Origin of the sequence: Glaciibacter sp. 2TAF33 (assembly GCF_052114945.1) — a bacterium.
In the GTDB taxonomy this organism is placed as follows: domain Bacteria; phylum Actinomycetota; class Actinomycetes; order Actinomycetales; family Microbacteriaceae; genus Cryobacterium.
Map to the genome: position 1 here is coordinate 115,060 of NZ_JBFRFS010000010.1, position 24,032 is coordinate 139,091.

General features: G+C 69.1%; 20 protein-coding genes. 13 read left to right on the forward strand and 7 right to left on the reverse strand.

The annotated features are described in order from the left end of the window. Positions 1-111: 111 nt before the first annotated feature. The 5 genes from AB4Y94_RS12195 to AB4Y94_RS12215 are packed head-to-tail and all read left to right on the forward strand — an operon-like array spanning position 112 to position 6,062. Positions 112-1,632: an ABC transporter ATP-binding protein gene (locus tag AB4Y94_RS12195; protein WP_441728094.1), complete on the forward strand. Its 1,521-nt coding sequence runs from the start codon at positions 112-114 to the stop codon at positions 1,630-1,632. Then, entirely contained in the window at positions 1,629-3,023 is a 1,395-nt protein-coding gene (locus tag AB4Y94_RS12200; protein WP_441728095.1) for an ABC transporter permease, read from the forward strand. Before AB4Y94_RS12195 ends, AB4Y94_RS12200 begins: the two co-directional genes overlap by 4 nt. Beyond that, entirely contained in the window at positions 3,020-4,306 is a 1,287-nt protein-coding gene (locus AB4Y94_RS12205; protein ID WP_441728096.1) for an ABC transporter permease, read from the forward strand. The genes AB4Y94_RS12200 and AB4Y94_RS12205 overlap by 4 nt, the downstream gene beginning before the upstream one ends. A gap of 5 nt (positions 4,307-4,311) precedes the next feature. Next, entirely contained in the window at positions 4,312-4,746 is a 435-nt protein-coding gene (locus AB4Y94_RS12210) for a cytidine deaminase (protein WP_441728097.1), read from the forward strand. Then, positions 4,746-6,062, forward strand: a complete 1,317-nt coding sequence (locus tag AB4Y94_RS12215; protein WP_441728098.1) for a thymidine phosphorylase — start codon at positions 4,746-4,748, stop codon at positions 6,060-6,062. Before AB4Y94_RS12210 ends, AB4Y94_RS12215 begins: the two co-directional genes overlap by 1 nt. 63 nt (positions 6,063-6,125) lie before the next feature. Here AB4Y94_RS12215 and uriH read toward each other — a convergent pair whose 3' ends face one another. Next, a complete protein-coding gene (gene uriH, locus AB4Y94_RS12220; protein WP_441728099.1) occupies positions 6,126-7,070 on the reverse strand; it encodes a uridine-preferring nucleoside hydrolase UriH in 945 nt (314 codons plus the stop codon). Between the two features lie 450 nt (positions 7,071-7,520). Here uriH and AB4Y94_RS12225 point away from each other — a divergent pair, with 450 nt between their 5' ends. From AB4Y94_RS12225 to AB4Y94_RS12235, 3 genes are read left to right on the forward strand one after another with little or no spacing between them, the layout of a single operon-like run. After that, a complete protein-coding gene (locus AB4Y94_RS12225; RefSeq protein ID WP_441728100.1) occupies positions 7,521-8,642 on the forward strand; it encodes an adenosine deaminase in 1,122 nt (373 codons plus the stop codon). Between the two features lie 53 nt (positions 8,643-8,695). Beyond that, positions 8,696-9,169, forward strand: coding sequence for a PTS sugar transporter subunit IIA (locus AB4Y94_RS12230; RefSeq protein ID WP_441728101.1), 474 nt, complete (start codon positions 8,696-8,698; stop codon positions 9,167-9,169). After that, positions 9,166-9,438, forward strand: coding sequence for a PTS sugar transporter subunit IIB (locus AB4Y94_RS12235; RefSeq protein WP_441728102.1), 273 nt, complete (start codon positions 9,166-9,168; stop codon positions 9,436-9,438). The genes AB4Y94_RS12230 and AB4Y94_RS12235 overlap by 4 nt, the downstream gene beginning before the upstream one ends. Positions 9,439-9,744: 306 nt before the next feature. Here AB4Y94_RS12235 and AB4Y94_RS12240 read toward each other — a convergent pair whose 3' ends face one another. The 3 genes from AB4Y94_RS12240 to AB4Y94_RS12250 form a co-directional block, all read right to left on the reverse strand. After that, positions 9,745-11,046 (reverse strand): hypothetical protein, encoded by a 1,302-nt coding sequence (locus tag AB4Y94_RS12240; protein WP_441728103.1) that lies wholly within the window; start codon positions 11,044-11,046, stop codon positions 9,745-9,747. A 119-nt stretch (positions 11,047-11,165) separates the two neighbouring features. Continuing rightward, the gene (locus AB4Y94_RS12245) at positions 11,166-12,905 is read right to left on the reverse strand and encodes a phospho-sugar mutase (RefSeq protein ID WP_441728173.1); all 1,740 of its coding nucleotides are present in this window, start codon (positions 12,903-12,905) and stop codon (positions 11,166-11,168) included. Positions 12,906-12,997: 92 nt separating this feature from the next. Continuing rightward, positions 12,998-13,831, reverse strand: coding sequence for a purine-nucleoside phosphorylase (locus tag AB4Y94_RS12250; protein ID WP_441728104.1), 834 nt, complete (start codon positions 13,829-13,831; stop codon positions 12,998-13,000). A gap of 302 nt (positions 13,832-14,133) precedes the next feature. Here AB4Y94_RS12250 and AB4Y94_RS12255 point away from each other — a divergent pair, with 302 nt between their 5' ends. Beyond that, positions 14,134-15,570, forward strand: coding sequence for an NAD(P)H-quinone dehydrogenase (locus AB4Y94_RS12255; protein WP_441728105.1), 1,437 nt, complete (start codon positions 14,134-14,136; stop codon positions 15,568-15,570). A gap of 734 nt (positions 15,571-16,304) precedes the next feature. Here the strand turns inward: AB4Y94_RS12255 and AB4Y94_RS12260 are convergent. Then, positions 16,305-18,089, reverse strand: a complete 1,785-nt coding sequence (locus tag AB4Y94_RS12260) for an acetyl/propionyl/methylcrotonyl-CoA carboxylase subunit alpha (protein WP_441728106.1) — start codon at positions 18,087-18,089, stop codon at positions 16,305-16,307. Between the two features lie 131 nt (positions 18,090-18,220). Further along, positions 18,221-18,937, reverse strand: coding sequence for a Maf family protein (locus AB4Y94_RS12265; RefSeq protein WP_441728107.1), 717 nt, complete (start codon positions 18,935-18,937; stop codon positions 18,221-18,223). 90 nt (positions 18,938-19,027) lie between these two features. Between AB4Y94_RS12265 and AB4Y94_RS12270 the strand changes: the two genes are divergently transcribed. The 4 genes from AB4Y94_RS12270 to AB4Y94_RS12285 are packed head-to-tail and all read left to right on the forward strand — an operon-like array spanning position 19,028 to position 23,496. Next, positions 19,028-20,320: a class I SAM-dependent RNA methyltransferase gene (locus tag AB4Y94_RS12270; RefSeq protein ID WP_441728108.1), complete on the forward strand. Its 1,293-nt coding sequence runs from the start codon at positions 19,028-19,030 to the stop codon at positions 20,318-20,320. A gap of 41 nt (positions 20,321-20,361) precedes the next feature. After that, entirely contained in the window at positions 20,362-21,075 is a 714-nt protein-coding gene (locus tag AB4Y94_RS12275; RefSeq protein WP_441728109.1) for a response regulator transcription factor, read from the forward strand. Next, positions 21,062-22,480, forward strand: coding sequence for a sensor histidine kinase (locus tag AB4Y94_RS12280; protein ID WP_441728110.1), 1,419 nt, complete (start codon positions 21,062-21,064; stop codon positions 22,478-22,480). Before AB4Y94_RS12275 ends, AB4Y94_RS12280 begins: the two co-directional genes overlap by 14 nt. Next, entirely contained in the window at positions 22,477-23,496 is a 1,020-nt protein-coding gene (locus AB4Y94_RS12285; RefSeq protein ID WP_441728111.1) for a hypothetical protein, read from the forward strand. The genes AB4Y94_RS12280 and AB4Y94_RS12285 overlap by 4 nt, the downstream gene beginning before the upstream one ends. Positions 23,497-23,771: 275 nt before the next feature. Here AB4Y94_RS12285 and AB4Y94_RS12290 read toward each other — a convergent pair whose 3' ends face one another. After that, positions 23,772-24,026 (reverse strand): acyl-CoA carboxylase epsilon subunit, encoded by a 255-nt coding sequence (locus tag AB4Y94_RS12290; protein ID WP_441728112.1) that lies wholly within the window; start codon positions 24,024-24,026, stop codon positions 23,772-23,774. Positions 24,027-24,032: the final 6 nt, after the last annotated feature.

Below are 24,032 nucleotides of genomic sequence, written 5' to 3' on the forward strand. Positions count from 1 at the left end.
CTGGCCTCCCCGGCACTGATTAACCCGAGCAGCACCCGATTAGACCAGACCCCAGAACCAGACCCTGGATGGACGCAACGGAGCGGACGCCGGAAGGTAGATTGACTAACCATGAAGCTCGAACTTCGCGGCATCACCAAGCGATTCGGTTCGCTCGTCGCCAACGATCACATCAGCCTCACCGTCGAACCCGGCGAGATCCACTGCCTCCTCGGTGAGAACGGCGCCGGCAAGTCCACGCTGATGAACGTGCTCTACGGCCTGTACCAGGCCGAAGAAGGTGAGATCCTCCTCGATGACGAGGTGCAGCACTTCCAGGGCCCCGGCGATGCGATGGCCGCCGGGATCGGCATGGTGCACCAGCACTTCATGCTGATCCCCGTCTTCACCGTCGCCGAGAACGTCATGCTCGGGCATGAGGAGACCACGTTCGGCGGGCGACTCGACGTCGAGGCCACCCGCAAGACCGTGCGCGAGCTCTCCGACCGGTTCGGCTTCAACCTCGACCCGGACGCGCTGGTCGAGGACCTGCCCGTCGGTGTGCAGCAGCGAGTCGAAATCATCAAGGCACTCTCCCGGGACGCGAAAGTGCTCGTCTTCGACGAACCGACCGCCGTGCTCACCCCGCAGGAGACCGACGAGCTGATGGCGATCATGAAGCAGCTCAAGGCGTCCGGCACCGCGATCGTGTTCATCACGCACAAACTGCGCGAGGTGCGCGAAGTCGCCGACCGCATCACCGTCATCCGTTTGGGCAAAGTGGTCGGCGAGGCTTCACCGACCGCCACCAACGAGGAACTCGCGTCGCTGATGGTGGGACGCGCCGTCGACCTGATGATCGACAAGGGCCCGGCCAAGCCGGGAGAGCCCGCACTCATGGTTTCCGACCTGTCGGTCATCGACCAGCACGGCCAGCTGGTCGTGAACCGGGTGAGCTTCGACGTGAGGGAGGGCGAGGTCCTCGCCATCGCCGGGGTGCAGGGCAACGGGCAGACCGAGCTCACCGAAGCAATCATGGGCCTGCAGCCGCGGGTGACCGGGGAGATCACCCTCGGTGGCCGGTCGCTGCGCAAGCTGAGCGTCAAGAATGTGCTCGACTCCGGGGTCGGATTCGTTCCGGAGGACCGCAACGAGGACGGCCTGGTCGGCGCGTTCACGATCGCCGAGAACCTCATGCTCGACCGCTCCGACGGCCACCCGTTCGTGAGATCCGCGGGCCTCCAGCTGCGTTACCTCGCCGAATTCGCACAGAAGAAGCTGAAGGAATTCGACATCCGGGCACAGGGCATCACCACCCCGGTCGGGAAGCTGTCGGGTGGAAACCAGCAAAAGGTGGTGCTGGCGCGGGAACTCAGCCGTGAACTGCGGTTGTTCGTCGCCGCGCAGCCCACCCGTGGCCTCGACGTCGGCTCGATCGAATTCGTGCACGGGCAGATCATCGCCGCCCGCGACTCGGGCGTGGCCGTGATCGTGGTGTCAACCGAACTTGACGAGGTCACCGCTCTCGCCGACCGGATCGCAGTGATGTACCGCGGCGGAATCGTCGGCATCGTCCCGGGTGACACCCCGCGTGACGTCCTCGGATTGATGATGGCCGGAGAACCCGTGCCCGAAACCGGAGTAGCAGCATGAGCGATCCACAAGTTCCCCGCCGCGGCCAGGTGCCGCCGGGTCGTGAGGGCACCGAAGCCGCGCCGTCGGGAGCGGATGAGGACGCCGCCCGGGCCGCCGAGGCCCAGGACGGGACAACCGGAGCCGTCACAACGGAGGCCGCGAGCGCCGCGATCCGCGCCGGCCAGGAGCCGCCGTCCCGCACCCGGGTCGTGCTGAATGAGATCGTCGGGGGGTCGGCGATGATCTCCGTCCTGTCGATCCTGCTGGCACTGATCGTCGGCGGCATCCTGATCGCCCTCACCGACCCGAACGTGCAGGCGGCCGCCGGCTACTTCTTCTCCCGCCCGGGGGACATGCTGGGTGCCGCATGGCAGTCGGTCTCGAGCGCGTACTCCGCGCTGTTCCAGGGTGCGATCTACAATTTCCGGCGCCCGGGATTCGCCGATGGGATCAAGCCGCTCACCCAGACCCTCACCTTCGCGACGCCGTTGATCATCGCCGGACTCGGTGTCGGCCTGGGGTTCCGCGCCGGGATGTTCAACATCGGTGGGCGCGGCCAGATGCTCATCGCGATCGGGGTCGCCGGCTGGATCGGATTCTCGCTCGAGCTGCCGGCCGGCATCCACATGATCGTCGCCATCATCGGCGGCATGATCGGCGGGGCGCTCTGGGCCGGCCTGGTCGGGCTGCTGAAAGCCCGAACCGGGGCGAACGAGGTCATCACGACCATCATGCTCAACTACGTCGGGTTCTACCTGATCGCCTACCTGCTCCGCACCCCCGGAGCCCTGCAGGCGCCCGGCTCGAACAACCCCAAGTCGCCGGCGATGAAGGACACCGCGATCTTCCCGAAGCTGCTGGGCGACCAGTACAGCCTCAACCTCGGCTTCATCTTCGCGATCATCGCGACCATCGTGGTCTGGTGGATCCTCGCCCGGTCGAGCCTCGGCTTCAAGTTCCGGGCCGTCGGCGAGAACCCCAACGCCGCACGGGTCGCCGGCATCAACGTCGGCAACATCTTCATCTGGGTGATGGTCATCTCCGGGGCCCTGGTGGGCCTGGCCGGGGTGTCCCAGATCCTCGGGACCGTCACCACCGGCTTCAGCTCCGGCATCGACGCCGGCATCGGGTTCGATGCGATCACCGTGGCGTTGCTCGGACGCTCCCGCCCCTGGGGAATCTTCCTGGCCGGCATCCTCTTCGGCGCCTTCAAGGCCGGCGGCTTCTCCATGCAGGCCGCCGCGGGGGTTCCGATCGACATCGTGCTGGTCATGCAGTCGCTGATCGTGCTGTTCATCGCCGCCCCGCCGCTCGTGCGCGCGGTGTTCCGGCTGCCCACCCCCGGCGTCTTCCGGAAAGCATCGCAACAGAGAACGCCTCAGCGGCAGAAGGCCGGTGCCCTGAAATGACCACAATCCAGCAGGCTCCTAACGGGGCAGTCGCCCCGATCGTCCTCGAGAAGACGGTGCTCAAGAGCTGGAAGGCCCCCATTGCCTTCGGCGTTGTCACGGTCCTCTCCCTCGTCCTGTTCGTGCTCCTGGCCCGCCCGGGATCGACCCAGTTCCGGCTCACCCAGGACCGCAACCTGGTCCAGCTGCCGGCTATCGACGTGCCGACCACGGCGACCTGCGTCATCATGACCGTCCTGATGGCACTGATCACGATCCTCGGCGTCTGGATGGTGCGCGCCGATCGCAAGGTTCCGCTGTGGCTGGTCGCGATCTTCGGTTTCCTGTTCCTGGTCGCCTTCCTCACCTGGGCCGGCGCCGGCGCATCCATTCCGGTCTACGGGCTGCTGCTGGGGACCGTTGCACTGAGCGCCCCGCTGATCTTCGGCGCCCTCGGCGGCGTGATCTCCGAACGCAGCGGTGTGGTCAACATCGCCATCGAGGGCCAGATGCTCGCCGGCGCGTTCGTCTCTGCCATGATCGCCTCGGTCACCCGGTCGCCGTACCTCGGCCTGATCGGCGCGATGGTGGCCGGCACCCTGGTGTCGTTCGTGCTCGCCGCGTTCTCGATCAAGTACATCGTCGACCAGATCATCGTCGGCGTGGTGTTGAACGTGCTCGTGACCGGCCTCACCAATTTCCTGTATTCCACCGTGATGACGGCCAACCCGGGGGCGCTGAACTCCCCGCCGCGGTTCCAGCGCATCAACATCCCGCTGCTCAGTGAGATCCCGATCATCGGCCCGCTGCTGTTCCAGCAGACCATCATCATCTACATCATGTACATCGCGGTCTTCGCCGTCTGGTTCGGCCTGTTCCGCACCCGGTGGGGGCTGCGCGTCCGGGCCGTCGGTGAGCACCCGCAGGCCGCCGACACCGTCGGCATCAAGGTCGGCGTCACCCGGTTCTGGAACGTGTCGCTCGCGGGCGCGGTCGCCGGCCTCGGCGGGGCGTACTTCACCCTCGGTTCGGTCGGTTCGTTCAACAAGGAGATGACCGCCGGCGCCGGCTTCATCGCCCTCGCGGCGGTGATCTTCGGCCAGTGGGACCCGATCAAGGCCACCCTCGCGGCCCTCCTCTTCGGCTTCGCGACCAACCTGCAGAACGTGATCGGCATCATCGGTTCGCCCGTGCCGAGCGAGTTCATGCTCATGCTGCCGTACGTCGTCACGATCCTCGCGGTCGCGGGCCTGGTCGGCAAGTCCAGGGCGCCGGCCGCCGACGGAAAGCCGTACATCAAATGAGCGGCATGACAGGAAACCCGGCCGTGCCGGTCTCCGGCGACATCGACTGGAGCGTGCTGCGGGAGGCCGCAGCGGCCGCCATGACGAACGCCTACGTGCCGTATTCGCACTTCCCGGTCGGCGCCGCCGCGCTTGTCACCGACGGCCGCGTGATCAGCGGATGCAACGTCGAGAACGCCTCGTACGGGCTCACCCTGTGCGCCGAGTGCGCGCTGGTGTCGAGCCTGCACATGACCGGAGGCGGGCAACTGGTCGCCTTCACCTGCGTGGACGGCGAGGGGACCACCCTGATGCCGTGCGGCCGCTGCCGGCAGCTCCTGTTCGAACACGCCGCGCCGGGAATGCTGCTGGAGACCGTCTCCGGCATCCGCACCATCGATGAGGTGCTGCCCGACGCGTTCGGGCCACGCACCCTCAACGCTTACGGAACGGAACGCTGATGGCATCACCTCCTGTAGCCGGCGCTGTCGAACCGTTCGACGTCGTCGACCTGATCCACACCAAACGCGACCGGGGCGAACTGTCAGAGGCGCAGGTCGCCTGGCTGATCGACGCCTACACCCGCGGCTACGTCGGCGACGAGCAGATGGCCGCGATGATCATGGCCATCTACCTGAACGGGATGACCAGGGCCGAGATCAAGGAACTCACCCTCGCGATGATCAACAGCGGCGAGCGGATGAGTTTCGAGGACCTCGGCAAACCCACCACCGACAAGCACTCCACCGGCGGGGTGGGCGACAAGATCACCCTCCCGCTGATGCCGCTCGTCGCCGTATTCGGCGTCGCCGTGCCGCAGCTCTCCGGCCGCGGGCTCGGCCACACCGGCGGAACGCTCGACAAGCTGGAGTCGATCCCCGGTTGGCGGGCGAACCTCAGCAATGAGGAGATGTTCGCCCAGCTGCGGGACGTCGGCGGTGTGATCTCTGCCGCCGGCAGCGGCCTGGCCCCGGCGGACGGCAAGCTGTACGCGCTCCGCGACATCACCGGAACGGTCGAGTCGATCCCGCTGATCGCCTCCTCGATCATGTCGAAGAAGATCGCCGAGGGAACCAAGGCGCTCGTGCTCGACGTGAAGTTCGGCTCCGGCGCTTTCCTCAAAGACATCGAGCAGTCGCGGGAACTCGCACGCACCATGGTCGCCCTCGGGCAGGATGCCGGTGTGGCGACATCCGCTCTGCTGACGAACATGAACGTGCCGCTGGGCCTGGCCATCGGCAACGCCAACGAGGTGCGCGAATCGGTGGAGGTGCTCGCCGGCGGCGGCCCGGCCGACATCGCCCTGCTCACGGTGGCGCTGGCCCGGGAGATGCTCGCGCTGGCCGGCCGGACCGACGTCGACGTGGAGGCGGCGCTTGCCGACGGCCGCGCGATGGACAAGTGGCGTCAGGTGATTCGCGCGCAGGGAGGTGACCCGGATGCGGCGTTGCCGGTTGCGAAGGAGACGCACACCGTGGTCGCGGAGCGCGACGGTGTGCTCGTGCAGCAGGACGCACTGCCGTTTGGCATCGCGGCCTGGCGTCTCGGCGCCGGGCGGGCCCGGAAGGGCGACCCGGTGCAGCACTCCGCGGGCGTCGACCTGCACGCCAAGCCCGGCGACACCGTCACCAAGGGCCAGCCCCTGTTCACGCTCAGCGCCGACGAACCCGCCCGCTTCCCGCGCGCGCTCGAGTCGGTCGAGGGTGCCTACCGGATCGGCGACCCGGGCGACCCCGTCCGGGACGGCGGCCCGTTGATCGCCGACCGCATCGGCTGACCGGCCGCCGTTCGTTCCCCGTCGCGCCGGCCTGGTTCGGCGGGAGACGCGACGGGGTGGCGGCTACGCGGGGTCGCCGATCCGTTCCAGCGCGTCGATGATCAGTGACCAGAACTTCTCGTGGTCGAGGTCGGTCGCGACCTGGGTGGTGCAGTCGTCCGGCGCCGGCGACCGGAAGTCGGCCACCGTCATGCCGAGGGTGAGCGTTCCGGTGAGCTCGACGTCGAGCGGCGCCCGGCGCACCGCGATCACGGAAGGGTCGATCACGTAGGCGACGGCGCACGGGTCGTGCACCGGCGGGTGCTCGAAGCCCTGCGCGTCCTTGTAGGTGTGGGCGAAGAACTCGAGCAGTTCGCCGACGAACCGGGCCGGGGCGGTGCCGACGGCGGCGATCCGCGCCGCCACGTCGGGGGTGGCGAGGGCCTGGTGGGTGAGGTCAAGCCCGATCATGGTGAGCGGCCACTTCTCGTTGAACACGATGTGCGCGGCCTCCGGGTCGATCACGATGTTGAACTCGGCGGTGGCCGACCAGTTGCCCACGTGGTATCCGCCGCCCATCAGCACCACCTCCTTCACCCGGGCCGCAATGCGCGGCTCCTTCCGCACCGCGAGGGCGATGTTGGTGAGCGCGCCGGTGGGCACCAGGGTGATCTCGCCCGGATCGTGGGCCATGATCGTGTCGATGATGAGGTCGACGGCGTGCCGCGAATCAAGCGCGATGGTCGGCTCGGGCAGCACCGGGCCGTCCAGCCCGGATTCCCCGTGGATCGACGGCGCCGTCTCGATCTCCCGCACCAATGGACGCGCGCACCCGGCGGCGAACGGCACACCGGTGATGCCGGCCACCCGGGCGACCGAGAGGGCGTTACGGGTGACCTTGTCCAGGGTCTGGTTGCCCATCACTGTGGTGACAGCCACCAGGTCGATCTCCGGGTTGCCGTGCGCGAGCAGCATCGCAATCGCGTCGTCGTGGCCCGGGTCGCAGTCGAGGATGATCTTGGTCGGCATGCCGTCAAATCTACGGTAACCAGCCCTCGTCGGCCGCCCCGCGGCATCCGCTCCCGCTGGGGAAACGTCCTCGCGCTGAGGAAAATGCCACGCGCTGAGGAAAGCGCTCCGCGCGCATGGCAGGCCCGCCGCGCGTGGCCGAATCCTCAGCGCGAACGGAGGAAAGGGCGGCAGGTGGCGCAGGAAACGTGCACGCGCTGAGCAAACGTGCTCGCGCTGAGGAACATGCCACGCGCGCATGGCATGCCCGCCGCGCGTGGCCGAATCCTCAGCGCGAACGGAGAAAAGCGGCAGGTGGCGCAGGAAACCCCCGCGCGTACGAAACCGCGCGCACGAAACCGCTGCACGAAACCGCAGTATGAACAGGCAGCGCCGACGCGCCTGAACGTGCAGCGGACGTTCAGCAAACCGAGAGACGGGAATCGCCCGCGCGCCGATAGATTAGACACCGTGAACGCGACCATCGAGGAATACCTGTTGCCCGGCGGCGGAACGAGCATCAACTCGCTCCCCAAGATCTCGCTGCACGACCACCTCGACGGTGGCCTGCGCCCGCAAACGATCATCGAACTGGCCGACGCGATCGGTTTCGAACTTCCCGCAACGGATGCCGCCACCCTCGGAACCTGGTTCGAGGACCAGTCGAACTCCGGCTCGCTGGTCGAGTACCTGAAGACCTTCGACATCACCACGGCCGTGATGCAGACCCGCGAGGGCCTTGCCAGGGTGGCCAGGGAGTTCGTCGAGGACCTCGGCCGCGATGGCGTCATCTACGGCGAACTCCGCTGGGCCCCCGAGCAGCACCTCGCCCGTGGCCTCACGCTCGACCAGGCCGTCGAAGCGGTGCAGGAAGGCATCGAGGCCGGGATCGAGCACGTGGGGCAGTCCGGCTCGCGAATCCGCATCGGCCAGCTGGTCACCGCGATGCGCCACAACAACCGCGGCATGGAGATCGCCGAGCTGGCCCTCCGCCACCGCACCAACGGCGTCGTCGGCTTCGACATCGCCGGCGCCGAACTCGGATTCCCGGCCCGCAACCACGTGGCCGCCTTCGACTTCCTGGCAAAGGAATTCTTCCCCGTCACGGTGCACGCCGGCGAGGCCGACGGGCTGGACAGCATCCGTGGCGCCCTGTTCGACGGTCGTGCGCTGCGCCTCGGGCACGGCGTGCGCCTGGCCGAGGACATCACCGTGGAGAGGGAAGACGACGAGAACACCTTCGTCACGCTCGGGCCGGTCGCCCAGTGGGTGCGCGACCGCGAGATCACGCTGGAGCTGGCGCCCTCGTCGAACCTGCAGACCGGCGCGATCGCGGCCTGGGGCCAGGACCTCCTCGACCACCCGTTCGACCTCCTCTACCAGCTCGATTTCCGGGTGACGGTGAACACCGACAACCGGCTGATGAGCAACACCAGCCTCACCAAGGAACTCGCCCTCCTCAGCGACGCGTTCGGCTACGACCTCGACGACCTCGAGGTCTTCCAGCTCAACGCCGCGCAGGCCGCGTTCCTGCCGCTCGAAGACCGTGAAGAACTGACGGATGCGATTTCCGCCGGCTTCGAAACGGCCTGACGGCCGATCGTCCGCACCACCCGCCTCGCCACCGATTCCCCCTGAAAGCCACCATGCCGCTTCCTCCCCTGCCAGACGCCGCCATTGCCATCGGCCTGCACGTTGCCGATTGGCGGGCGGCGGTGGCCGCCGCCGGAGCCGCGCTGGCCCGCTCCGGTGCGACGACCGATGGCTACACCGAACGGATGGTCGGCGTGATCGACGAATTCGGCGCCTACATCGTGATCGCCCCTGGTCTGGCTCTGGCCCACGCCCGCCCCGGCAAGGACGTGCTCACCGAGGGGCTCAGCGTAGTCACCCTGGCCGACCCGGTGAACTTCGGGCACCCGCACAACGACCCCGTCTCCGTGATCGTCGGCCTGGCCGTCACCAGCTCCGACGAGCACGTGCGATTCGTCTCTGAGCTGGCGAACGTCTTCAACGACGCCAGCGTGATCCCGGCGCTGGCGCGGGCGACGGATGCCGACGGTATCCGCTCACTCCTCGGCACCACGTCGGGCGCCGGAGTGAACCGGGCGGCACCGTGAAGATCGTCGCCATCTGCGGGATCGGGATCGGCACCTCGGCGATCCTCAAGGTCAACGCCGAGCGGGCACTCGACCGGCTCGGCATCGACGCCAACGTGACCGCATCGGACGTCGCCAGCGTCGCCGCGGTGGCCTCCGACGCCCAGGTGATTCTCACCTCGTCGGAGCTGGTGGGGGCAATCGGCAAGACCAACGCCGACGTGATCGTGATCGACAACTACTTCGACCTGGACGAGATCAGCGCAAAACTCGAGGCCGCGCTGGGCTGAGCCCCGGCGCCGGTCACCCGCCCCGGCTCAAGTCGCCCGCCCCGTCTCAGGTCGCCCGCCCCGTCTCAGGTCGCCCGCGCCAAGACTGAGTCCGACTGGCCGGCGCCCCGGCTCACCCACTGCGGCCGATTTCTCCGTCGGTGGGACTCCGCAGCCGACGAAACCCTCTGCCCGCGGCCGGTCTCGTGGGGCCCGCGCGCACAACTCCTGCAAACCGCGCACAGACTGTACCCCCGGCCGCGGGATTCCGCGGATCTGGTATCAGCCGCCGTGCGGATTGCAGGAGTTGTGCAGACGACCGCGCTGTCAGCCGGCGATTTCGGTGCCGGCAGAACCCACCTCGCGCCCGTTCAGTCTCGGGATGACCCAGAAAGCCAGCGCAATCGCGACCAGTGGGGCCACGAATGGGAGTGCAAACGTGCCGAAGGCCGTCGCCGCAGCGACTCCGGCGCCGATCAGAACGGACGTCGCCACGCGTCCCATCCCGCTCAGCGGCACTCGCATCCCGACGACGAGGGCAATGCCCGCGGCATACAGCGCCAGGCCCCAGGCCAGCAGGTTCCAGCCGAGGAGGGTCCCGCTGCCGCCGCTCAGCGCATTCTGCAGCGACGTCGCAGCGACCATCAGCAGCGCCGCACAGATCAGGCCGGTCGGCGCCCAGGTCGACCACCACAACGGATGCCGCGGTCGGCGCCGCGCAACCGTCAGCGCCAGCGCCGCGACGAGAGGAATCGCCGCGACCAGCCCTGCCGCGACGCCGTAGCCCATGGCCGAGGTGCTGTCGAACTCCGGTCCCGCGCCGAGCGGCCAGACGCTTCCCGAGAGGGCGAACGCAGCGGCGCACAGTCCCAGCAAGCTGCTGGCCAGTGCGAGCACGAGCGGTGCCCGCCCGACAGCCCGACCGGCCGGCGTCGCGCGCACGCCGGAAACGCTCGGTGCCGTCTCGCTTGTCCCTGTGGTGCCCGGTTCGCTTCGGAGCATCGTCGAACCAACGCGGCTGGCGCCGCCGACCAGCGCCGCCTGCCGCGACTGGAGGACCAGGAGCACGGCAACGAAGGCGATGGCCAAGAGGGTGGTCCCGGTCATGAGTGCTACCCCAATCGGGACCACCCCGACGAGTCCGATGACGATCGAGCTGACGGTCACGAGCCCCCGGTGGAGGCTGGTTCGGCCCAGCACACTGCCGAACACGAGCGCGACTGCGACCGTGCCGAGAACAATGGCGGTGGCGAAGAACACCAACACGAGGTCGGCGAAGAGTGTCTGAGGCGCCTCGCCGTCCGCCTCGGCGATGCCCCGGCCGAACGAGAGTGCCGTCATAGTTGCTGCGGCCAGGGCGATGCCGCCGAGCGACGCCGCGACGACCGCCATGCGGCCGGACATCGCGCCGCGCCGCCACAGCAGCCGGATCACCGCCGCCACCAGCAGGCCGGGGGCGAGGCAGCCGGTCAGGGCGAGCGCCACGATCCGCACCGGGCTGGAGTCGGATTGTCCGAGGCTCACCCAGCCGACCCACGTCAGGCCAGTCCCCACGACAGACGCCGCCACCGCCGCCAACGCCAGCCACAGGTCGCCGTTGACCCGTACCCGTGCGCCCACAGTACTCATGCGGTCAGTCTGGCATACGCCCCCACCCACTCGACCGCTCGCAGAAATACGTATAACGCGCCCTCCCGGCGCAAACGAAGGTGCGTTACACGTGCTTCAGCGGCGCGACCGACCGAGAGCTACCCGATCAGCTCGCGCATCCCGGCGTCGAGTGAGGCCAGCGCCGCCGCCGCCGCAGACTTTCGCTCCGGCACGGTTCCGTCGGAGCTGTGGGTGTCGAGGTACACCTTGAGCTTCGGTTCGGTGCCGCTCGGCCGCACCATCACCCGCGACCCGTCGGCAAGCCAGATCCGAAGCACATCGCTCGGCGGCAGTCCTTCGAAGCCGTCCTTGAGGTCTTCGATGCGATCGACGCGGATGCCGCCCACCAGGGCCGGAGGCGTGTCCCGTAACCGGGTCATCACCGTGGTGATCTGCGCCAGGTCCGTCACGCGCACGGAGATCTGCCCCGACGCGTAATGCCCGAACTTCTCGCTGAACGCGTCCAGGTGCGAGGCGATGGTGACGCCGTCGGCCTTCAGCTCGCTGGCCAGGGAGAGGAACGCGGCGGCGGCGGAGATGCCGTCCTTGTCCCGCACCGTCCCCGGGTTCACCAGGTAGCCGAGCGCCTCTTCGAAGCCGAAGATCAGGCCGGGAGCACGGGACACCCACTTGAACCCGGTGAGTGTGTCCGCGAAGTCCAGCCCGTAGGCGTCGGCGACGGCGGCAAGCGCCGGAGTCGACACGATGGAACAGGCGAGCGTGCCCACCGGACCGCGGTCGCCCGCGCCGGCCGCACGCGCGGCATCCGTCGCCAAAATGGCGGCACGCCAACCGAGGATCGCCCCGACCTCGTTGCCGCTCAGCCGACGGTAGCCGTCCGGCGATGACGGGTCGGGAATCGCCACCGCCAGCCGGTCGGCATCCGGGTCGTTCGCGATGATCAGCTCGGCATCGACCTCGCGGGCCGTCTCATAAGAGAGGTCCATCGCGCCGGGTTCTTCGGGGTTCGGGAACGCCACGGTCGGGAAGGCCGGGTTCGGCGCGATCTGCGCGTCGACCAGGGTGGGCAACTCGAAGCCGGCCGCCTCCAGGACGCGTCGGGTGGTGTCCCAGCCGACGCCGTGCATGGCCGTGTACACCGCGTTGACCTGGGCGCGCGGGGGAGCGGCGACACTCGCTGTGGCGTCGACATAGGCCTGCACGACCGACTCGTCCGCCGTCTCATATTCCCCGCGCGGCATCTCCGGCACCAGCTGGGTCGCGGCGACGTTCACAATCGATGCCGCAATCAGGGCGTCGTCGGGCGCGACGATCTGCGACCCCTCGTTCTCGCCGCCGAGGTACACCTTGTAGCCGTTGTCATTCGGCGGATTGTGCGACGCGGTCACCATCACGCCCGCGCTGGCATCGAGGTGGCGCACCGCGAACGCGAGCACCGGCGTCGGCAGCAGCCGCGGCAGCAGGATGGCGCGCACCCCGACGCCGGCCATCAGCTCGGCGGTGTCCTTCGCGAAGACCTGCGAGTTCTTGCGTCCGTCGTAGCCGATCACGACGGATGCGCCACTGCCGTTTGCGTGTTGCTCCAGCAGGTAGGCGGCCAGGCCGGCCGCGGCCTGCGAAACCAGTACGCGGTTCATCCGGTTGGAGCCTGCCGCGATTTCGCCGCGGAGCCCCGCGGTGCCGAAGGCCAGCCGCTGGTCGAAGCGGGAGTGCAGGTCGGCGATCGCCGCAGCGTCGCCGCTGTGCGCGCCGGAGAGCAGGAGGCGCAGTTGGGCCTGGGTCTCCGGGTCGGGATCCTGGGCGAGCCAGGCTTCGGCAGTGGCGATGACCGGGGCATCTGTACCCGGGGCATCGGTCGCCGCGTCAGGGGGCAGCACCGGAATCGCCTGGGTTGGTGGAAGGCCCTCTTCGGAACCGCCCCAAGTGTGGTCCGCGGCTTCGCCGCCGGGGGTGCCGGCGTGACGCCCACTCACAGTGCGGCCACGATCTTGGCCAGAAGGGCACTGATTGCGGCCTCGGCGTTCTTGCCGGCCTCGATCACTTCGCCGTGGCTGAGCGGCGACTTCTGGATGCCCGCCGCCAGGTTGGTGATGAGCGACAGCCCGAGGATCTCCATTCCGGCCTGGCGGGCTGCGATCGCCTCCAGCGCGGTGGACATCCCTACGATGTGCCCGCCGATAGTCTTCGCCATCTGCACTTCGGCCGGCGTCTCGTAGTGCGGTCCGCGGAACTGGCAATACACGCCCTCATCGAGCGATGCGTCGATGCTGCGCGCGAGGTCGCGCAGCCGCGTGGAGTACAGGTCCGTGAGGTCGATGAACGTTGCACCCTCGAGCGGCGAGTCCGCCGTGAGGTTGATGTGGTCGCTGATCAGCACCGGGGTGCCGGGCGTCCAGTACTCCTTGATCCCGCCCGCGCCGTTGGTGAGGATCATCGTGGTCGCCCCGGTCGCTGCCGCCGTGCGCACGCTGTGCACCACCCGGCGCACCCCGTGCCCCTCGTAGTAGTGGGTGCGCGCGCCGATCACCAGGGCGCGCTTGCCGTCCGGCGTCAGCACCGAGCGCAGCGTTCCGACGTGCCCCTCCAGCGCTGGCGCACTGAACCCGGTGATCTCGTGGGCCGGGATGGTGTGCGTGGTCTCGCCGATCAGGTCGGCGGCCTTGCCCCACCCACTGCCCAGGGTGAGCGCGATGTCGTGCCGTGGGACGCCGGTCGCGGCGGCGATCTCGGCGGCGGCAGTCCGTGCGACGTCGAACGGGTCAGCCTCGGGCGCGTCGAGTGGGTTGGTCTGGGTCTTCAGCATCCCATCACTCTAATTCCCCCATTCATTCGGAGTGCGAATTCGGGTTTCGGCGCTCAGATGAGCAGCAGGCACCGGATGCCGGCAACCCCACCGCGACACAGCCCGCCACCGTGTCCGCGCCCGCTCAGGCCGGTCGCCCGCCGCCGGCCGATCAAGTCGCGCCGACGTGCGGCCCGCCCGCTGCTGCCCGCCCGCCGCGGCCCACCGTCGCCCGCCCGCACCCACGCCGCCGGCGGACCCAGCCGCGCCGGCCGACGGCATCCGTTTTGTCGCACTGCAAGCGGGTGGGAGAGAATAGAGCAATGGCCTATGAGTTCGAACGCAAGCAGCGCATTGCAGTACTCGGCGGAGGGCCTGGCGGTTACGAAGCGGCGCTGGCGGGAGCGCAACAGGGCGCCGACGTGACCCTGGTTGAACGGGTCGGGGTCGGCGGATCCGCCGTGATCACCGACGTCGTGCCCTCGAAGTCGCTGATCGCGACTGCGGAAGCGTCGAACTCGATCGGCGACGCCACCGACCTGGGCGTGCAATTCTTCGTGCGCGGCGCCAGCGGCAAGCCCGCCCGCCCCGATGTCGCGATCAACCTCGCCGCCGTGAACAAGCGGCTGCTCAGCCTGGCCCGGCAACAGTCCGAGGACCTCAAGGCCAGCCTGATCCATGCCGGCGTGCGCCTGGTCCACGGTGAGGGCAGACTTGACGGAACCAGTGGCATCATCGTGTCCACCGCTCCCGGCGATTCCGGCACCGACTTCGACCGGATAGAGGCCGACACCCTGGTGGTGTCGGTGGGTGCAAGCCCGCGCATCCTGGACACGGCCGTCCCCGACGGGGAACGCATCCTCACCTGGACCCAGCTCTACAACCTCAAGGCAGTCCCCGAGCACCTGATCGTGGTCGGGTCCGGCGTGACCGGCGCCGAGTTCGCCTCCGCGTACCGCGCCCTCGGCGCTGACGTCACCCTCATCTCCAGCCGCGACCAGGTGCTGCCCGGCGAGGACGCCGACGCCGCCCGGGTCATCGAGGACGTGTTCAAGCGCAACGGAATGGTCGTGCTCTCGAAGTCCCGCGCCTCGTCGATCGTGCGCACCACGGACGGCGTTCTCGCCACCCTGTCCGACGGCCGTACCGTCGAGGGCAGCCACTGCTTGATGGCCGTCGGGTCCGTGCCGAACACCGCCGGGATCGGCCTGGAAGAGGCCGGGATCCAACTCACCGAATCGGGGCACATCCGGGTCAACCGAGTGTCGCGCACGTCGATGCCGAACGTCTACGCGGCCGGTGACTGCACGACCGAGCTGCCGCTGGCATCCGTCGCCTCGATGGCCGGCCGCACCGCGATGTTGCACGCGATGGGCGATGCGGTGAACCCGATCGAGATCCGCAACGTGGCCTCCAATATCTTCACCCAGCCGGAGATCGCCACGGTCGGCTGGACCCAGAAGCAGATCGAAGAGGGCATCGCGCAGGGCGACATCTACAAACTGCCGCTCGCATCGAACCCGCGCGCCAAGATGATGGGGATCAAGGACGGCTTCGTCAAGCTGTTCGCCCGCACCGGCAGCGGCACCGTCATCGGCGGCGTCATCGTCGCCCCCAAGGCCAGCGAGCTCATCTTCCCGCTCGCCCTCGCGGTCGAGCACCGGCTCACCGTTGACCAGGTCGCCCGCGCCTTCCCGGTCTACCCGTCGCTGTCCGGCTCGATAACGGATGCCGCCCGCGCGATGCACATCGTCCGCTAGCGTCCTGCTGGCTGCTGGCTGCTGGCTGCTGGCTGCTGGCTGCTGGCTGCTGGCTGCTGCTATCCGCTGGTCATTCCCTCCGCGGAAGCCGAATTCCGGTACTTCTAGCCAACGCCCGGTGCGTAACTCCTGCAATTCGTACTGCGCCCGGCCACACTTCCCCGGAATCACGCGGCGGCGCCTACGCTCCACTCGCGGATTGCAGGAGTTAGCCATGCGGGAGCCACGACAGTCGGTGTCGCACGCCCGGGTCTGGAACCATCGACCCGGCCCATTGCCCCACGGGACCGGCCCGCTGGCTCACGGGCCCGTCCAGTGCCTTACGGGGCCCGTCCGATTGCCCCACCGCCCCGGGCTCGTTGCCCCACCGCCCGGGCCCGTCCGACTGCCCCACCGCCCCGGGCTCGTTGCCCCACCGCCCCGGGCTCGTTGCCCCACCGCCCGGGCCCGTTGCCCCATCGCCCCGGCCCGTCGCTCAACAGCCCCGTGCCCGGCGCTCCCCGCCCGCACCGGCCCCAGCGACCCGTGCGTAACTCCTGCAATTCGTACTGCGCCCGGCCACACTCCCCCGGAATCGCGGGGCGGCGCCGTCGCAAAGCGCACAAATTGCAGGAGTTAGCCACGCGGCGGCGACGAGAGCCGGCCTCGTCGAGCGGTCCTGGAGCCGCAAGGGCCGCGGAGAGAACACACAATGGCACGCGATGCGGCGGACAAGCCGCGGTGGGCGCGAGGAGCTAGGCGGCGACCCCGGCGGCGTCGAGGACGCTGAGCAGCAGGTGCCCGCTCGACACGGTCGACCCGACCGTCGCGGCCACCGGTCCGACTACACCGTCCTTGTGCGCGGTGAGGGGCTGCTCCATCTTCATCGCTTCGAGCACCAGCAGCAGGTCGCCCTTGACGACGACGTCGCCCTCGACGACGGCCACCTTCACAACTGTGGCCTGCATCGGCGCCTTCACGGCGTCGCCGGTGGCGGAGCGCACGGCGTGCGCCCCGGCGCGACGACGCGGCGCGGGGCCGGCCGTGTTCTCGGACGCGGCGCCCGGCATCAAGCGGGACGGCAAGATCACTTCGATGCGGCGGCCTTCGACCTCCACCACCACACTGTGCCGCTTGTCGGCGGGCGCGGTGTCGTCGAGGCTGCCGCTCCAGGGCTCGATGTGGTTTTCGAACTCGGTCTCGATCCACCTGGTGTACACCGAGAACGGTTCGCCGTCAGCCGGAGCGAAGGCCGGGTCGCGCACGATCGCCCGGTGGAACGGCAGCACAGTGGGCAACCCGGCGACCTCGAACTCGTCGAGCGCGCGGCGGGCACGGTCCAGCGCTTCCTCGCGGGTGGCGCCGGTGACGATCAGCTTCGCGAGCAGCGAGTCGAACGATCCGGAAATCACGTCGCCGGCCTGGACTCCACTGTCCACGCGCACGCCGGGGCCACCGGCCGGGCGGAACACGTGCACCGGTCCGGGGGAGGGGATGAACCCGCGGCCGGCATCCTCACCGTTGATGCGGAATTCGAAGGAGTGGCCGACGGGGACGGGGTCGTCGTAGTCCAGCACGCCGCCTTCGGCGATGCGGAACTGCTCCCGCACCAGGTCGATGCCGGTGACCTCTTCGGACACCGGATGCTCGACCTGCAGGCGGGTGTTGACCTCGAGGAAGGACACGGTCCCGTCCTGGCCGATCAGGAACTCGCAGGTGCCGGCGCCGAGGTAACCGACCTCGGCCAGGATCGCCTTCGACGCCCGGTACAGCTCGGCCGTCTGGGCCTCGGTGAGGAACGGCGCGGGCGCCTCCTCGACGAGCTTCTGGTGGCGGCGCTGCAGCGAGCAGTCGCGGGTGGAGATGACGACCACGTTGCCGTGCGCATCGGCCAGGCACTGGGTCTCCACGTGACGCGGCGCATCGAGGTACTTCTCCACGAAGCACTCGCCGCGGCCGAAGGCAGCCACGGCTTCACGGGTCGCCGAGTCGAACAGCTCAGGCACTTCCTCGCGGGTGCGCGCCACCTTGAGGCCCCGACCGCCGCCGCCGAACGCGGCCTTGATCGCAACCGGCAGCCCGTGCTGGTCGATGAAGTCGAGTACCTCGGCGGCATCCGTCACCGGGTTCAGGGTGCCGGGCGCCATCGGTGCGCCCACCTTCTCGGCGATGTGCCGGGCGGAGACCTTGTCGCCGAGCTGCTCGATCGCCTCGGGCGACGGCCCGATCCAGACCAGCCCTGCCGAAATCACAGCACGCGCGAAGTCGGCATTCTCGGCGAGGAAGCCGTAGCCGGGGTGCACGGCGTCAGCGCCGGCCCGACGCGCGATGGAGAGGATCTTGTCGATCACGAGGTAGGTGTCGCCGCTGGTGCTTCCGTCGAGCCCGTAGGCCTCATCGGCGAGGCGGGCGTGGAGTGCGTCCCGATCCTGGTCGGCGTAGACGGCGACCGAGGTGATGCCGCTGTCTTTCGCGGCTCTGATCACCCGCACGGCGATTTCGCCACGATTGGCTATGAGGACCTTCGTTATACGTGGCACAGTCCCTTAGCTTATTCCGCCGTCTCTCGGCGTTTTTGGTTCCGTCCCACAAAAATATGAGCCAAACCGTGACGGATGTCTACAGTTGCGGATCCACGTCGCCGGTGGTCCCGACCCCGGCCCGGCGCCGGTCAGGCGCGCGGGCGATTCCACAGGCTCGGCCACGCATACCCCAGGCCATTGACCAGCCGTCGGAGCGTCGGGAGGGAGAGCCCGATCACCGTGGAGGGGTCGCCGTCGATGTGGGTGATGAACGGCGCGCCGAGGCTGTCGATGGTGAAGGCGCCCGCGACGAAGAGCGGCTCACCCGTGGCGATGTAGGCGTCGAGTTCGGCATCGGTGATGTCGTCTGCGAAGGTGACGTCGGCCACCGCGACAGCCCCGGATGAGCGGCCGACGCGGCCGCCGGCGTGCTCGATGAGCCAGTGCCCGGAGAACAACTGCCCGGTGCGGCCGCGCTGCAACTGCCAACGTTCGCGCGCCTTCTCGGCGGTGTGCGGCTTTCCGTAGATCACACCGTCGAGCACGAACACCGAGTCACCGCCGAGGATCAGCCCGTCGACCGCACCCGTCCCGTCGACAGCACCCGTCCCGTCGACCCCACCCGTCCCGTCGACAGCACCCGTGCCGTCCGCGGCTGCGGCGAGCAACTCCACGGCCGCTTCGGCCTTGGCCCTGGCGAGCAGCTCCACCACATGGTGAGGGGTGAGCGGCGTGCCCTGCACGGCGGCCGCCGCCGCGGCGACCGCGTCCTCGTCCACCTCCGGGGCGATGGTGACCGGCTCGATTCCCGCCGACCGCAGCAGGGTCAGCCGGGCGGGGGACGTGGAGGCGAGATAGAGGCGCATAGTTCCTTTCAACTGTTCAGCGACAGCCCAGTGACCGCCAGTGACAGCCCGCGGCGTGCGGCCGTCGAAGCGGTATGGGATGCTCGATAGATGGGCACCAGCAATGACAACCAGGCCGGCGTCGGCACCGAACTCGAACTCGACGTCACCAACGTAGCCCACGGCGGTATCTTCGTCGCCCGGCACGAAGGCCGAGTGATCTTCGTCAGCGACACCCTCCCGGGCGAGCGGGTGCGCGCCCGGCTCACCGACGCCAACCATAAGAGCTTCTGGCGCGCCGACACCGTCGAGGTGCTCACCGCCGCCCCCGAGCGGCAGCCGCACATCTGGTCGGCCGCTGCCCTCGAGCGGGCCCCGGAGGACCGCGCCGGCGGCGCCGAATTCGGCCACATCGAACTGGGTTTCCAGCGCGAACTCAAGCGCCGGGTGCTCGCCGACGCCATGAGCCGCATGGCCCACATCGAAACGGATGCCTCGGTCGAGCCGGTCCCGGTGGGCGCGAACGCCTCGCCCGGGGACGAGCTGGACGGCACCGGCTGGCGCACCCGGATCAGCCTGCACGTGGCGGACGACGGCTCGATCGGACCGTTCGCGGCCCGCTCCCACCGGGTGATCGAGGTCGACGACCTGCCGCTGGCGGAACGCGCCGTCGAGGCCGCCGCACCACTTGACCAGCTGTTCCCCGGCGCGGCATCCGTTGACATCGTCGCCCCGACCGATGGCGCGGTGCAGGTGCTCGTGGCCGAGCGCGACGCCAGGGGCAAGCGCAAGGCCACCCCGCCGAACCTGATTCGTGAGCGCGTCGGCGAGCGGGAGTTCCAGCTCGACGCCGCCGGCTTCTGGCAGGTGCACTCCAGCGCCGCAGAAACGCTGTACCGCGCGGTTCAGGAGGCCATTGACGAAACGGCGTTCGACCCGCGGGCGGCCAATCTCGACCTGTACGGCGGCGTGGGCCTCCTCGCCGCCGCCGTCGGGGACAAGTTCGGGCCCACCACTCGCGTCACCTCGGTGGAAAGCGACGCGCAGGCGACCGACTTCGCCTCCGCGAACCTGGCCGAATGGGTGGGCGCCAGCGCGCAGACCGACCGGGTCGACCGGTTCCTCCGCCGCCTGGTCAGCGAGGCCAGTGCCGCGGAGCGCAGCCGGCTGGCCGCGGCGACAGTCGTGCTCGACCCGCCGCGTTCCGGCGCCGGGCGGGAGGTCGTCGACCAGCTCGGCACCCTGGGTCCTGCGCAGGTGGTCTATGTGGCGTGCGACCCGGTGGCACTCGCCCGGGACGTCGCGCTGTTCGCCGGGCACGGTTACCAGCTGAAAACCCTGCGGGCATTCGACCTGTTTCCCAATACTCATCATGTCGAAGCCGTCGCCCTGCTCTCGAAATAGCTATCGTTGGCTCAGTCAATGAACAAAGGACAATCCGCATCGTGAGCCCTACAGCCACCACAGCCCCGCCCCCAGCCGACGCGACGACCGGTCACCCGGTTCGCGTCGGCATCGTCGACGACCATGAATCGGTGCGACTCGGGCTCAGCGCCGCGTGCGAGAACGCCGGATTCCAGGTGATCCTCACCGCGGCGACAGTGCGAGAACTGGTCGACGGCCTCGCCGGACGGGTCTGCGACGTGATCGTACTCGACCTCTCCCTCGGTGACGGCTCGGTCGTGACGGAGAACGTGCACCTGGTGCAGTCGACCGGCGCCGCGGTGCTCGTGCACAGCATCGCCGACCGGGTGGCGTCGGTACGCGAGGCCATCGCCGCGGGTGCCGCCGGGGTGATCCCGAAGTCGTCGCCGACCACGACGGTGATGGCGGCCGTGGCATCCGTTGCCCGCGGCGACGTGCTGAACAACCTCGAGTGGGCCACCGCGATCGACGCCGACCGTGACTTCGCCAAGGCCCAGCTCGGCCGCCGTGAACGGGACGTGCTGCACTTGTACGCCTCGGGGCTGCCGCTGAAGATGGTGGCCATGCAACTCGGCATCGCGCACTCCACCGCCCGTGAATACCTCGACCGGATCCGGGTCAAATACGTCGAAGTCGGGCGTCCCGCGCCCACCAAGGTCGACCTCCTGCGCCGTGCCGTGGAAGACGGCATCCTGCCCGGGCTCGACCCGGACGGCGGGGATGCGCGCGCCTGAGCCCGCGGAGACCGGCGGGCCGTCATCGGGCCGGCCGCTGACCCGGGCCCGCCAGGCCAAGCCTGCCAAGCAGGGCAAACCCGCCTCCGTCAAGCCTGGCTCCGACCGGCTGGGCGAAGCGAAATCGCCGCTGAACCCGATCAGCCAGCGGCAGATCGAGACCGTGCTGTCCCGCGCCGTCGGCGGGATCGGGCTGGTCTTCGCGCTGCAGTCGCTGCCGGTCATGCTGGGGCAGGCCGACGAGCGGCTTCCCCTCCTCGGCCTCATCAGCCCCCTGGTGCTCGGGCTGGTGATTCTCCTGGTCGTGCTCGCCACCATCGTCAAGTCGCACATCCGGACCGCCACCGGCGCCGGCGCCATCATCTACCTCTTGGCCCTCGTCGCGTGGCCGTTCCTCTCGCGCGACCCGAGCCAGGTCCTTGATGGCAAGCCCTGGCTCTGGTACGTGTGCACGGTGGCCACGTCCTATGCCGCGATCGCGTTCCCGCTCTGGTGGGCGGCCGCGTACACCTTAATCGCACCGCTGACCTACGGCGCGATCCGGATGCTGCCCTCGGGCGGCGGTGCCGACGTGGTCCTGGCCTCCCTCGACGCGGTGTACGCGATCCTGCTCGGCCAGGTGGTGCTGATCATCATCTTCATGCTGCGGCAGGCGACAGCGGCCGTGGACATCGCCCAGTCCAACGCCCTGGGCAAGTACGGGATGGCGGTGCGCCAGCATGCCACCGAGATCGAGCGGGTCGAGGTGGACTCGATCGTGCACGACAGCGTGCTCACCACGCTCCTCTCCGCCGCCGCCGCACGCAGTCCCCAGGAGGCGGAGCTGGCCGCGGACATGGCGCGGCAGGCGATCGCCCGGCTCAATGACGCCGGCCAGGTGCCGGTCGGCGACGAGACCGTGATCCCGTTCACCCGGCTGAGTCACCGCATCCGTCAGGCGGCGAATGCCTTTGCCGGCCCGTTCACCATCATCGAAGACGGTAGTGAGTTCCTCGCCCTCCCCGTGCACACGAGTGACGCCCTCTACTCGGCGACCGTGCAGGCCATGGTCAACAGCATGCAACACGCCGGCCCAGCGGATGCCTCACTCTCACGAACACTCACCCTCAGTTCCAACCGGAATGGCGGGTGCACCATCGAGGTCGCCGACGCGGGAATCGGGTTCGACCTCGATGCCGTCCCCACTGAGCGGTTGGGCCTCCGGATCTCGATCCAGGAGCGCGTGATCAGCGCCGGTGGCGCCGTCACCGTGCGCACCAGGCCGGGTCACGGCACTTCGGTGCGGATCGAGTGGCCACGGCCCGATGCGAAATCCGACCGGCTGGTCAGCCAGTTCTCCGCCGCTGAACTGCCCGCCCTCGGCCTCGACGATACTGCGGACGATCGGCCGGGTGGGCTCGCATGATCACCGTTCCCCGCGGGTTGGTCCTCGGGCTGGCCGCCCTGTTCTCCGGCTACCACATTGTGCTCGGCATCTACTCCCTCGGCACCCCGGACTCGCCCATCCCGTCGATCGCGGCGATGATCCTGTACGGCGTGGCCACGATCTTCAGCCTCTGGCCGACCAGCCCGATGCGGATGCCGGTGTGGCTGTCGTTCTTCAACCTCGCGGTGTCCGCCGCCCTGCCGCTCCTGGTCGCGAGCCAGCTCGACGGGTCTGCCGCCAACGGCTACGCCACCTGGTATGTGGCGGCGGTCGGCACGCTGATGACGATCACGGCCACCCGCAAACGGCAGACTGTGGCCTGGATCGGGGTGGGCTTCCTCGGCTTGCACACGGTCGTGTGGGCCGGTCCGGGGGCGTTGCCGTCCTCCGGGGCCATCGGCAGCATGGTCTGGGTGGCAGCGGCAGTGCTGCTGGCCCGTGCACTGGCCAAGGCCGGGCGCGACGCCCGGCAGTACGCGCTGGCTGAGCGGGAGGCGACCGAATGGCAGGCCGCCCAGGAGGCGCACCTGTACGAGCGCCAGGTGCGACTCGCGCACACCAACCGGCTGGCCGCGCCGATGCTGCGCCGCATCGTCGACCGTGGCGGCGAACTCACCGAGTTGCAGCGAGAGGAGTGCCGTTACCTCGAGGCGGCGATTCGGGACGAGATCCGCGGCCGCAAGCTACTGAACGACCAGGTGCGGCAGGAGGTCATGGCGGCCCGCCGCCGCGGCGCTATCGTCACCCTGCTCGACGAGGGCGGCCTCGACGACCTCGGGGACAGCGAGCTGGAGGTCGTGCTGAACAAGCTCGCGGCGGCGATCGGCCGGACCGCGGCCGACAAGATCATCGCGCGCACCGCGGCCGACGGGTCTGCGACCGCCGTCACGGTCGTCGGACTCAGCAGCGCAGACACCAGCGTCAGCGCCCTCGGCCAGGACTCCTCAGACGACGAGGTCGACCTGTGGCTGGAGATCCCGCGCGTCCCTGCCTGACCGCCCGTCGAGCTTGTCGAGACCCGAGCCTGTCGAGACCCCGAGCCCGCCGAGACCCGAAAAGGGGACCGGCCGAAGCCGATCCCCTTTCGAAGTTCCGAGTCAGGGCGACAACCCGAATATCACCCTGACTCGCCCCCAAAGCATTCGCCTGCTTACCCTAGTGGGCGAATGATTGGTGGTGTTACTCGCAAGCGAGACACCTAGCACTATCTATAGTGCACTGGCCGACGGCCCGCTCAAAGTCGTCATTTAGGGGGACAGGCCGCATCCGCTCAGCCGGTGAAGCTTCTCCAGCGGCCGGCCCCGGGCTCGACCTTGGAGCGGATGGCGCGCTGGCCGCGGTCCCACGCACTCCGGGTGCGCTGCGGTGACCGGCGAAGCTGATCCGATTCCTCCTGCAGCAGGCCGCGCAGCAGGGCTGTCACGGCCGCGACCTCGGCGTCGCTGACGCCGCGGGTCACGAATTCGAGCTGGGACCGGTCGAAGTGCTCCGGTGTCGCACCACTTGGTGTCACTGCCGCTGCCATGACGCC

Bases quoted from the DNA above. Each gene is read 5' to 3' on its own strand.
- AB4Y94_RS12195 (WP_441728094.1), top strand. From the start codon at position 112: ATGAAGCTCGAACTTCGCGGCATCACCAAGCGATTCGGTTCGCTCGTC.
- AB4Y94_RS12200 (WP_441728095.1), top strand. From the start codon at position 1,629: ATGAGCGATCCACAAGTTCCCCGCCGCGGCCAGGTGCCGCCGGGTCGT.
- AB4Y94_RS12205 (WP_441728096.1), top strand. From the start codon at position 3,020: ATGACCACAATCCAGCAGGCTCCTAACGGGGCAGTCGCCCCGATCGTC.
- AB4Y94_RS12210 (WP_441728097.1), top strand. From the start codon at position 4,312: ATGACAGGAAACCCGGCCGTGCCGGTCTCCGGCGACATCGACTGGAGC.
- AB4Y94_RS12215 (WP_441728098.1), top strand. From the start codon at position 4,746: ATGGCATCACCTCCTGTAGCCGGCGCTGTCGAACCGTTCGACGTCGTC.
- uriH (WP_441728099.1), bottom strand. From the start codon at position 7,070: ATGCCGACCAAGATCATCCTCGACTGCGACCCGGGCCACGACGACGCG.
- AB4Y94_RS12230 (WP_441728101.1), top strand. From the start codon at position 8,696: ATGCCGCTTCCTCCCCTGCCAGACGCCGCCATTGCCATCGGCCTGCAC.
- AB4Y94_RS12240 (WP_441728103.1), bottom strand. From the start codon at position 11,046: ATGAGTACTGTGGGCGCACGGGTACGGGTCAACGGCGACCTGTGGCTG.
- AB4Y94_RS12250 (WP_441728104.1), bottom strand. From the start codon at position 13,831: ATGCTGAAGACCCAGACCAACCCACTCGACGCGCCCGAGGCTGACCCG.
- AB4Y94_RS12255 (WP_441728105.1), top strand. From the start codon at position 14,134: ATGGCCTATGAGTTCGAACGCAAGCAGCGCATTGCAGTACTCGGCGGA.
- AB4Y94_RS12265 (WP_441728107.1), bottom strand. From the start codon at position 18,937: ATGCGCCTCTATCTCGCCTCCACGTCCCCCGCCCGGCTGACCCTGCTG.
- AB4Y94_RS12270 (WP_441728108.1), top strand. From the start codon at position 19,028: ATGGGCACCAGCAATGACAACCAGGCCGGCGTCGGCACCGAACTCGAA.
- AB4Y94_RS12280 (WP_441728110.1), top strand. From the start codon at position 21,062: ATGCGCGCGCCTGAGCCCGCGGAGACCGGCGGGCCGTCATCGGGCCGG.
- AB4Y94_RS12285 (WP_441728111.1), top strand. From the start codon at position 22,477: ATGATCACCGTTCCCCGCGGGTTGGTCCTCGGGCTGGCCGCCCTGTTC.
- AB4Y94_RS12290 (WP_441728112.1), bottom strand. From the start codon at position 24,026: ATGGCAGCGGCAGTGACACCAAGTGGTGCGACACCGGAGCACTTCGAC.